The sequence below is a fragment of the Vibrio sp. Vb1755 genome (assembly GCF_033338635.1).
GTDB lineage: Bacteria > Pseudomonadota > Gammaproteobacteria > Enterobacterales > Vibrionaceae > Vibrio > Vibrio alginolyticus.
The window spans coordinates 1-10,616 of sequence record NZ_JAWOTA010000049.1 but is presented as its reverse complement, the minus strand read 5'-3'; the positions used below and the strand labels follow the sequence as shown (position 1 = coordinate 10,616).

Below are 10,616 nucleotides of genomic sequence, written 5' to 3'. Positions count from 1 at the left end.
AGAGTGATTCGCAACGCTTGGCAGTTTCGCTTCGCTCAAGTATAGCCAAGCGCTGCTCACACCTTAATGCGGCGTTATAGCTTTGGAGGAAAAATGAATAAATCTACGGATGAACCTGATAAAAACAAGCGTAAAAAACGTAAGAAAGCCTTAGCCAAAGCCGACTTGATTAAGGCTTTGCATGACCAAAGGTGGGACTATAGAACTAGTGAGGGGTTGGCTAAAGAACTGAAGGTAGCTGAAAAGGAAGTTAAGAAATATTTAGATTCAGAGCCTGAAATTAGAAAGTCCATTATGAAAGACAAGTATGGTCGTAGTTTGTACACGTTGAGGAAAAGAAAGTCGGTAATTGGTGACTATTGGACAGCGTTCCGTGCAGTTAACTCAGCCAAGACAGGAAGCTAACATGACAGTTGAAGAAGTTTTCATGTGGGGAGTCATTGGTGGCTTGTTACCTGAAGCTTTGGCTTTATATAAGCTTAGGCATGCCAAAAAAGGAGAAAAGCCCGATTGGTTACGATCTGGTTTTTATTGGGTGGTTACGCTAGTAATGGTCGTCCTTGGTGGTTTAACTGCCCTTGTCTATCAAAAAGTTGGTGTCAACATTAACGAACTTGCAGCACTTCACTTAGGAGCTGCCACACCTTTAATCATCGCGAGTCTAGAAAAGAAGAAACCCCAAGTTTCGTGACTACAGCTATAACAAAGCGTTTAAGAGTGATTCGTAACGCATGGCATTCTCACTGTGCGTTAAGTTTAGTGGTTAAGGTGCAATGCAGAAGCTTTTGTATTGCGTTACTCACACCTTAACGCGGCGTTATGTAGCAAGGAGGATAGATATGCTTAAGTTCATGAATAAAAAGGCTTATGTTCAGTCAGTGGCTAAAGATGTAGCTCCCAAGCTGTGTGCTAAATTTGGGAAAAAGAACACCTATTCGTTTCATGAGATTAGTTGGGTATTGAACCAGATTAATCGCAGCAATGACCGATTCTATAAGTCAGTTTCTTATGGCATGTTGGTGCCATACAGTAAAGAGTTGGCTTTGGAACTACATGAAGATCTAGGCGACTTGTTGGATTTTCAAAAGTCTGTTGGAAAGATCCTATTTAACGTATCTGAAGTCCCATCATTTGAAAGCTACTTACTATATGCAGAAGTAAATGTAGAACCTAATAGTAAAGTGACGAATACCAGTCTAGATAGTTCTGGTGGTATAAACCTTTTTGATTTGGGTAATGGCGAATAGCTACATAACAATCTGTTTAAGAGTGATTCGCAACGCTTGGCATTTTTACTGTGCGTTGCGTTTAGTGTTTAAGGTGGTATGCGGGGGCATCGGTATTGCGTTGCTCACACCTTAACAGGGCGTTAGTACGGGTTTGACATCAAAGGTCATAAGTTTTGGTGTTTATCTGTTTTGGCGCTCGTCTTTACACCTTTCAGTTTGTACCTTTCACGTTCTTTCCGGTGGCACTATATGCGGAGTGTTCGCTTTGATTCCAACGTTTACGGTTTCTAACTTTTAGCCTATTTCTTTATTGCTTCTTCTTTTTCGTGGTTTTTACTAAGTCAAAATTGTCTTTCTTTGGTGTTGCTGTCGAAGTGCGAGGAACGAATCCTTTTCTAATTTGGAGCCAGTGAAGGCAGGGCTATTCAGTGCGTTTTTCTTCTAGCCAACTTTCGTCTTTCAATCGGGGTAAAGTTTTGTAGCTGCCCGTCTCACTTCAGTATTCAAAGCCTTTCATATCATGCCACTTTTCAATATCTTGGAGCGCATAAATAGAAGTAGCGCATGTACTAACAAATTGCTTAAGAGTGATTCGTAACGCGTGGCATTTTTACTTTGCGGTGGCTTATGTGATTAAGGCGTCGTGCGGTAGCTTTTGTATTGCGTTACTCACACCTTAGCAAGGCGTTAGCCCTCAAGGAGAAAATATAAAATTGTTTGAAAATCATTTAAAAAGAACAAAGTTCTTGCTGTTTTTGCAGGGTATATCTGTTGCAGTTACTCTGTTTCTACTATTTACCTTGCTTGCCCAAGTAAATCAATTGAGCTCTTCGAGTCTTTTTCTCACATTTGCAATTGTTTTAGTGATGCTAAGCTTGAACTTGTCTAGTTTTTACGGGTTGTTAAAAAAGAAGCTTTGGGTATTTAAGTTAATGATCGTTCTTTATTTAATTCAGATGATAGGCATAGAAACACCTAACTTTTCCTTAGCCTTTTCTTTTGGAGTTGAAGTACCGATAAGTGTGAATGTTAATGAAGTAACAGTTTCTCTAAACTTACTGGCAATCTTGGTGGTTTGGTTGTCGTATACAAGTCTTAACCTTTTGAAAAAGGGCTAACAAATTGTTCAAGAGTGATTCGGCACGCGTGGCATTTTTACTATGCGTTGGTTTTAGTGGTTAAGGTGGTATGCGGAGGCTTCGGTATTGCGTGCCTCACACCTTAACAAGGCGTTATACATTTCGGAGGTTTCGGTGGCTAAAAGAGCATCCATTCCCAAAAGGGTCAAAGAGATATTAAGAGAAGAGGTTGGCTTCGGTTGCCCCGTGCGAGATTGTGGTAATCCATACTTGGAATATCATCATTTCGACCCCCCAGTTCATATCAAGCCTCACAACGATCCCCAAGGTATGATTGCACTATGTGCTCAGCATCATAAAAAGGCAGATGGTAATGCTTATACAACTGAGCAGTTGCATGAGTTTAAAAAGAATCGTGTTCACTCTAAACAAGTAAAAGGTAATCTTGATTGGCTACGCCGAGATTTACTGTCGATCGTTGGGGGTAACCTTTACTACGAAACACCTGTTCCAGTCCAAATTGATGGGCACAATTTGGTGTCATTTTCACGAGATGCAAGTGGTTTTCAGAGACTAAGCATTAACATGCTTAGTTTAAGAGCTGAAGAGCGGCTAATCATAGACGAGAACTCTTGGGAGAATATTGGTAACCCAGTCGACCTGCGTTCACCTCCTCAAGGCAAGGAATTAGAAGTCAGCTACAACAATGGTGACTATTTATATCTGCGATTCTCTGAAATTGAAAATGAAGAGCAGCTCAAATCGAAATATGGTGTTTCATATAGTTCTGATTTTAAATTCCCAATTACAGCTGTGGAAATTAACTTTGCTATTGGTGAAACTAACATAGACTTTTCTTCCTCTGGAACTAGTGTGATGGGTAATAGCATCACAAGTAGTGTAATGGCTTATTGTGGTGTAGGTTTCTGTATTCAAACGGGAATTGATTGGCAACAAAACCCTAAATGGAAACTAGAGCAAAGGTATGAAACTCGTCAAGACAACGTCATTAAAGTAGCATTTGGGAAATAAATGTATAACAAAGCGTTCAAGAGGGACAGTCAACGCTTGGCGACTTTGGTTTAAACCTTGGCAACTGTGTTTACGGTGGTAAATTGAAGTTTGGTGGTAGCGCGTTGCTGCCCCTTAACGCGGCGTTATGTGTAATAAGTGAGGTTGTTAATGTTTCAGTTTTTTACTGAAGATAGTAAGTATCTTTATCACTACACAAGTATTGAAAAAGCCTTAGATTTTATACTTAAAGATCGAACTCTAATGTTTAATTCATTGCGAGGAACCAATGACCCGAAAGAGTCAAAAAACTGGAAGTTTGATTTTCATGTAGAAGATAAATTGTCCCCGACATACGATGAATCAATGAAGCTTTGGCATGACGTCTCCGAAGAAATCAAAACGAAATGCAAGGTGCTTTGCTTTTCAAAAGATATGCCTGGACTCGGTCAAGATATGATCAACGATATCTACCTAAGAGGTTTCGCTAAACCAAGAATGTGGGCGCAATATGGCGATAATCATAAAGGTCTTTGCTTTGCCTTTGAACGTAAGCGTATTGAAGCTCTCCTAATTGAACAGTTTGGTCAGTGTGCAGAACTTTACGGTAGTGATATCAACTATAAAAATAGCCCGTTGAAAGGTGACATAACTCGTAGTCCTTATACACTAGATTATCCTCTGCTACGAGAGGTTGGGATTGCTGAGTACGTTAAACTCCATATTGACACATATAATGCCGAGCTAATATTTGAGAAGTCACTAGATTGGAGAGATGAGAATGAATATAGATTTCTGATGCATATTGATAGCTTGGAGAATCAGTTTCTTCATTTCGAAAATGCTCTTAAAGGCATTGTATTTGGTGCTGATACAAGCGAAGAACATCAGAGAGCGGTATTTCAAGCGACATATAAAGGTGGTATGCAATTTGAACAGATATGTTACTCAAATGGTACTCCTTGGTTCTCGTTTAAAGACTTTCGCCAGTATCACACATAACAAACTGTTTAAGAGTGATTCGCAACGCGTGGCATTTTTACTATGCGTTGCGTTTAGTGTTTAAGGTGTTATGCGGCGGCATCAGTATTGCGTTGCTCACACCTTAACAGGGCGTTATGCTTTTTCTCAAACTTGTAAGTATGGACACTTTAGGTAATCAACGAATATCACCATGTATCTTTACTAAAAATGAGGCTTTTATCCCTTAATAGACGCTAACTTTTCTGAAAACCATCGCAGCTCATCAAAAATTGCGTTCTGTCTTATCTAACTTATCAGTGGTTTGATAGAGTTATGATTCGATGTGTAAGGAGGGTTTTAGATGGGAACTATAATAGGCTTGGTCATTTTAGCAGCGATAGATTGGTATCTTATTCGTAAAAAAGGACTTCATATACATCAACTCATTTCCAAAAAGTATGCCGAGCATTCGCGTAGTAAAGAACATCATAAATAAGACCTCTTTAGGCAACAGGTTAACTGTATATGGCGTTGGCATTAAACGTGCCTACTGATAGAACAAGCATAACAAACTGTTCAAGAGGGATTCGCAACGCGTGGCATTTTCACTATGCGTTGGTTTTAGTGTTTAAGGTGGTTTGTGGCGGCTTCGGTATTGCGTTGCTCACCCCTTAACAGGGCGTTAGCTTTCTACAGAACTCAAAAGAGGTATTCAATGGATTTGAATAGATATGAATTGGTCATCTTTGATGCTGACGATACACTACGGGAGTGCACTGTTGAAGGTCAGTTTTATCCGCTTGCACAAGGGGAGTGGGTGTTAAAAGGTGATGTTTGTGATGTCCTCAGCAAATACGATTGGACATCCAAAAAATTTGGTATCGCGACAAATCAACCGGGTATATCTAGGGGGGAGTTTACAGAGGAAGTAAGTCTTCAACTCCTTAATGATATGGTCATAAGCGTTTTTGGTTTTCTTCCGGATAGAGAAGCCATTCAGTTTTGCCCGCATGCCATTGATGGTGAATGTGACTGTAGAAAGCCAGCAGGCGGAATGTTAAAGCGCATAATAGCGCATTTTGGTGTCGAGCCAGCATCGACGGTTTTTGTAGGTGATCGCCTTAAAGATAAAATTGCAGCGGAAAGCGCAAGTTGTGGTTTTATCTGGGTCCACTATCTTGTAAACGGAAGCTCCAAAAGCTAACAAACTGTTCAAGAGGGATTCGCAACGCGTGGCATTTTTACTATGCGTTGGTTTTAGTGATTAAGGTGGAATGCAGCGACATCGGTATTGCGTTGCTCACCCCTTAACAGGGCGTTAGGCGACATGAGATCAACGATAGAGTAGTGATAGTATCTTGGCGTGAATCTAGCTTCAGTTAATAGAAAAGGAGTGGATTAATGAATGGTAAAGCATTTGATAATTGGCAAAAATCTCGAAAGAAAGGATGTTTAAATTGGCTTTTCAGAACAACTTTCGTCACAGCCATTTTGTACATGATTTTTAATGTTATTTTCCTTTATCCATCTTCTGATGCGGCAAGCATTACGATTTTCTTATCGGATAATGCTCTTAATTACTCAATTTACACGATCGGGATGTTTTTCGCATTTTGTGCTATTTGGCTATACAACGAATCTTCGTATGAGAAAGAAGTTAAACGTAGAAATATCGCCTAACAAACTGTTCAAGAGTGATTCGCAACGCGTGGCATTTTTACTATGCGTTTATTTTAGTGATTAAGGTGGTATGCGGCGGCTTCGGTATTGCGTTGCTCACCCCTTAACAGGGCGTTAGGTGCTTATGAGGTAATGGCAATGAAGAAAGAGATCGTACCTTTATTTGAGTTTGGTACGTGGTGTCAATTGGAGGCTATTCAGGATCAAGAGCTTATTCTTCTAAAAGGGCACTTGATTCTAGATATAGCTTTAACTCAACTATATGGAGATAAGTTGAGCTTCTATGGAAAAGCCACCAAGTTATCTCAGAATGAAGATTATCTAGTTTGCGCACAGATGTTGTTAGAATTAAACTCGATTCGAAACAAACTGGCGCATGAGTTCTTTTTTGATGCTTCAGAGTCTGGTTTGTTAGAATGGGCTGAAGATGTGCTTTCAAAGATAAAGTTCACAAAACATTCAAAGATGACAAAAAGAACCAAAATAGTTCATGCATTTTCCGCATTAGCTCGGGAAACTTTATCATTTAAGCTTAATATGCCTAATTAGAACGCACCTAACAAACAATTTAAGAGGGATTCCCAACGCTTGGCATTTTTGCTTCTACTTCAAATTTAGTGTTTATGGCACAATGCTTTAGGCTCGGGTGGTAGCGTTGCTCACCCCTTAATTGGGCGTTATGTAGCAAGAGGAATTTATGAAAATTGATAGCACCAATATCAAGTACACAGATTTGTCAGATTGCCTCCATATGAAGATCAAGATTATTGGCAAATCAAATAGAAAAGGCAGTGATAAAAGTGTTGGCGGGCAAGAAAACTGCTCTGGATTTAACATTAATAAACATGTTTTTGACGGTATGTCAGTCAATGAGTACCAAATGATGATAGCTAATAGATTTCTCAAAGAAGACCCGCAGTTCTCACTGACAAAGCACTTAAAGTACGATATCGAAAGAGGGTTTTACGAACTACGCGATTAGCTACATAACAAATTGTTCAAGAGTGATTCGGCACGCGTGGCATTTTTACTGTGCGTTAGTTTTAGTGGTTAAGGTGGTATGCAGAGGCTTTGGTATTGCGTGCCTCACACCTTAACAAGGCGTTATGCAGCAGAGATAAAATTATGAATTCGTACAATGAAATGGCTCAAATTTTAGACCGTCTGGGTTTCTCCGATTTCTATTTTAGCCAAATAAGTAATGTCCAGTCTCAGGTAGACTTTGGTAAGCGAAAGGGAAAAATAGATTTCACATCTATTAAATCAGCTGCTGAACAATACACTTATGAGTCCTCTGAGAAATACTCTGTAAATATCGACCGCCAGTTAGGTGCTCTAGAAACAACGCCAAATAATGAACTTATTTTACAATGCGTAGAGGTTTTTGATTGGGGTGGGGTTCAAGCATCAAATATTATTGATGCTATCAATCTTCACCGAAAAAACGAACTGAAACCGTATCTTGCAGAGTGTAAATCTTGGTTTGAAGATGACCATAATTTGGTAGTTGACCTCAACAACATAAATTGGTCTAGTGGATGGACGAAAGTTTTCTCATTTATGTTTGAACTCACCACTATTTATGATTCAAGAGTTGCTGCATATATAAACTATATCTTTGCTAGTTATTTTGACTCTTTGGAAAGTGTAGAGCAGAAATCAGAACTAACGTTAATAACAAAGCATCTTGTTTCATTCAAAGGCACTGGGACACGAGTTCGATGCTTAAATAGTGAACTTCGTAGGATGTTAGGGATTAATATGAAGTCACCGGACGATAAGCGAAACTTTAAAGCAAATAAAGTGGCATCGTGGTTTTTGAGGTATTTGTGTAAGCTAGAGTATGGAGAAGTTACTCAAGCAAACTTCAGACAGGTGGATAAGGCAATGTTCATGTTAGGCTTTGACATCAAGCAAATTGATTGTAGTGCTCCCTTTGAGTAACTGCATAACAAAGCATTTAAGAGTGATTCGCAACGCTTGGCAGTTTCGCTTCGCTCAAGTATAGCCAAGCGTCGCTCACACCTTAATGCGGCGTTAGGCGACATGAGATAAACGATAGAGTAGTGATAGTATCTTGGCGAGAATCTAGCTTCAGTTAACAGAAAAGGAGTGGGTTAATGAATGGTAAAGCATTTGATAATTGGCAAAAATCGCGAAAGAAAGGATGTTTAAATTGGCTTTTCAGAACAACTTTCGTCACAGCCATCTTGTACATGATTTTCAATGTTATTTTCCTTTATCCATCTTCTGATGCGGCAAGCATTACGATTTTCTTATCGGATAATGCTCTTAATTACTCCATTTACACGATCGGGATGTTTTTCGCATTTTGGGTTATTTGGCTATACAACGAATCTTCGTATGAGAAAGAAGTTAAACGTAGAAATGTCGCCTAACAAACTGTTCAAGAGGGATTCGCAACGCGTGGCATTTTCACTATGCGTTGCTTTTAGTGTTTAAGGTGGTATGCGGCGGCATCGGTATTGCGTTGCTCACCCCTTAACAGGGCGTTAACTAACTCCTTCGATCCAGTTAATAAATTAAAGAGAAATGTTTATATGACATCAAAAGAACACTTTAAACCAATACCATGTCATGCAGACTACCTAAAGAGACTTTCTAACCCATACGGGATGAAATGTAAACGACTGCTTGATGACTTTGAGCGTTACTCTAAAATCGGGAAAGTCGATTTATATAGCGTGAGTCTTACAGGCCTTTATCTAACCAGTAGTTTATACCACAAGGCTGGAGACATAGAATCTAGTCTTAGAGCAATGGATATGCATCAGTACTTTGATATTAAATTAGTACAGTCACAGCTATTGAGTGATGGAGATACGATTTCGGTCGTGCTCCCCAAAGCGGAGGTCACTCTAGTAGCAAAGAAAGATGAATACAATGGTCTTGAAGGTGCGCTATATCTAACCTACTTAAGTTGGCTATCTTTATTCTGTGAGCAGGTGAGTGACATCGAGTACCTTGCCAACCTAGCCGACCACCCAAACACTGAGTGGTATAATGTTCGGTCTCGTACCTTCTTTGAGCTCCAAATGGTTATGCTCGGAATAAAATCTGGTGACGTTAAGTCGTTAATTCAGAAGTTCATTGATGTAAGTACTCCTGAGTATCTTGAGGGTTTAGCCTTTGAACACGCAAACCTTGTCGATTTGCCAACGATTAATGTGATGACAAAAGTTCTAAACAAATCAGGTTGTGGTGAAGCGGAATATCAACAAGCGATGTATGAAGCGGTCAAAGGGCACCACAAGTATTGGAGTCAAAAAAAGTTAAAGGAAGAGCGTGTAGGCTATTTTGCTATGCCGTTACTGGCACTGGCAAAGCTTACTTACCAGAAATACGGTTTTCGCTTAGGGTTTGAAACGGATTATGTTCCAGAAGCGTTCTACACCCGTAATATGCCCGAGCCGAGCTATAGCTTTTTAGATATTTACAAATCGTAGTTAGTTAACAAACTGTTTAAGAGTGATTCGCAACGCGTGGCATTTTTACTATGCGTTGCGTTTGGTGTTTAAGGTGGTTTGCGGCAGCTCTTGTATTGCGTTGCTCACACCTTAACAGGGCGTTATGCGTAATCGATCGACTACGGGGTATTAAATGGAAGTAGTAGAAGCGGAAAAATCGGATTTAGATTCATTCTTTGCGTATCTTGAAAATCAGCTGTCTGAAAATGGTAATGGAGAAGTTCCTCTTTTCCAGCCAATGTCCAGAGAGCAAAGTGAAATTCCAGAAGCAACAAAAGATAAGTTTATCAAAGGCTTTTCCCATCACTTTGGCGATTTAGGTTGGAGAAAGCTCTGGGTTGTAAAAGACACCTCTGGAAGTATCAAAGGTCACATTGATCTTCGCCACCACGGTGATGAAAGCCGTTCTCATCGCGTTCTACTTGGTATGGGCGTAGATGTTTCCTGCCGGAAGCAAGGTATTGGTCAACGACTCATTGATGCGGTTATAAATTTCTGCCAAGAAAAAGCCGAAATTGACTGGCTTGATCTTTGTGTATTATCAGAGAATTTCCCAGCGAAGAACCTCTACCTAAAAGTAGGGTTCGACGTTGTTGGAGAATTCAAAGATCAATATAGAATCGACGGTTTGTCAGTCTCGGAAACAGCAATGACAAAGTACGTCAAAAATTACGCATAACAAAGCATTCAAGAGTGATTCGCAACGCTTGGCAGTTTCGCTTCGCTCAAGTATAGCCAAGTGTCGCTCACACCTTAATGCGGCGTTAGTACGGGTTTGGCATTAAATGTCATAAGTTTTGGTGTGTATCTGTTTTGGCGCTCGTCTTTACACCTTTCAGTTAGTGCCTTTCACGTTCTTTCCGGTGGCACTATATACGGAGTGTTCGTTTTGATTTCACCGTTTACGGTTTCTAACTCTTAGCCTATTTCTTTGGAGCTTCTTCATTTTCGTGGTGGCTTTTGAGAGAACCTTGATTATTTTTGGTGTGGCTGTTGAAGTACGAGGAAAGAATCCTATTCTAATTTGAAGCCAGTGAAAGTAGGGCTGTTCAGTGCATTTTTCTTCTAGACAATTTTCGTCTTTCATCTGGGGTAAAGTTTTGTAGCTGCCCGTCTCACTTCAGTGTTCAAAGCCTTTCATATCATGCCACTTTTCAATATCTTGG

Annotated in this window: 14 protein-coding genes; all 14 read left to right on the top strand. The window is 39.9% G+C overall.

What is annotated here, in order from left to right:
* Positions 1-93 precede the first annotated feature (93 nt).
* The 14 genes from R7E00_RS22220 (at position 94) to R7E00_RS22145 (ending at position 10,129) form a co-directional block, all read left to right on the top strand.
* Positions 94-405 carry a hypothetical protein gene (locus R7E00_RS22220; protein WP_151514949.1) on the top strand — a complete coding sequence of 104 codons (312 nt, stop codon included), beginning with the start codon at positions 94-96 and terminating at the stop codon, positions 403-405.
* 1 nt (position 406) lies between these two features.
* Positions 407-691 carry a hypothetical protein gene (locus R7E00_RS22215; RefSeq protein WP_143692569.1) on the top strand — a complete coding sequence of 95 codons (285 nt, stop codon included), beginning with the start codon at positions 407-409 and terminating at the stop codon, positions 689-691.
* 148 nt (positions 692-839) lie between these two features.
* Positions 840-1,247, top strand: coding sequence for a hypothetical protein (locus tag R7E00_RS22210; RefSeq protein WP_262606441.1), 408 nt, complete (start codon positions 840-842; stop codon positions 1,245-1,247).
* 695 nt (positions 1,248-1,942) lie between these two features.
* Positions 1,943-2,347, top strand: coding sequence for a hypothetical protein (locus tag R7E00_RS22205; protein ID WP_005494818.1), 405 nt, complete (start codon positions 1,943-1,945; stop codon positions 2,345-2,347).
* Between the two features lie 135 nt (positions 2,348-2,482).
* Entirely contained in the window at positions 2,483-3,340 is an 858-nt protein-coding gene (locus R7E00_RS22200) for an HNH endonuclease (protein ID WP_213892041.1), read from the top strand.
* Positions 3,341-3,490: 150 nt separating this feature from the next.
* The gene (locus tag R7E00_RS22195; RefSeq protein WP_262606440.1) at positions 3,491-4,321 is read left to right on the top strand and encodes a DUF2971 domain-containing protein; all 831 of its coding nucleotides are present in this window, start codon (positions 3,491-3,493) and stop codon (positions 4,319-4,321) included.
* A gap of 676 nt (positions 4,322-4,997) precedes the next feature.
* On the top strand, positions 4,998-5,486 hold the full coding sequence (locus R7E00_RS22185; protein WP_262606439.1) for an HAD-IIIA family hydrolase: 489 nt from the start codon (positions 4,998-5,000) through the stop codon (positions 5,484-5,486).
* Between the two features lie 197 nt (positions 5,487-5,683).
* Entirely contained in the window at positions 5,684-5,962 is a 279-nt protein-coding gene (locus R7E00_RS22180; protein WP_213892039.1) for a hypothetical protein, read from the top strand.
* A 138-nt stretch (positions 5,963-6,100) separates the two neighbouring features.
* Positions 6,101-6,511, top strand: a complete 411-nt coding sequence (locus R7E00_RS22175) for a hypothetical protein (RefSeq protein ID WP_141138152.1) — start codon at positions 6,101-6,103, stop codon at positions 6,509-6,511.
* Between the two features lie 148 nt (positions 6,512-6,659).
* Positions 6,660-6,944 carry a hypothetical protein gene (locus R7E00_RS22170; RefSeq protein ID WP_140055842.1) on the top strand — a complete coding sequence of 95 codons (285 nt, stop codon included), beginning with the start codon at positions 6,660-6,662 and terminating at the stop codon, positions 6,942-6,944.
* A gap of 143 nt (positions 6,945-7,087) precedes the next feature.
* Positions 7,088-7,906: a hypothetical protein gene (locus tag R7E00_RS22165; protein ID WP_262606437.1), complete on the top strand. Its 819-nt coding sequence runs from the start codon at positions 7,088-7,090 to the stop codon at positions 7,904-7,906.
* 176 nt (positions 7,907-8,082) lie between these two features.
* On the top strand, positions 8,083-8,361 hold the full coding sequence (locus R7E00_RS22160) for a hypothetical protein (RefSeq protein ID WP_054824883.1): 279 nt from the start codon (positions 8,083-8,085) through the stop codon (positions 8,359-8,361).
* A gap of 162 nt (positions 8,362-8,523) precedes the next feature.
* Complete coding sequence (locus R7E00_RS22155) at positions 8,524-9,429, top strand: Imm49 family immunity protein (protein ID WP_170890296.1); 906 nt, start codon at positions 8,524-8,526, stop codon at positions 9,427-9,429.
* 154 nt (positions 9,430-9,583) lie between these two features.
* Positions 9,584-10,129, top strand: a complete 546-nt coding sequence (locus R7E00_RS22145; RefSeq protein ID WP_025502561.1) for a GNAT family N-acetyltransferase — start codon at positions 9,584-9,586, stop codon at positions 10,127-10,129.
* Positions 10,130-10,616: the final 487 nt, after the last annotated feature.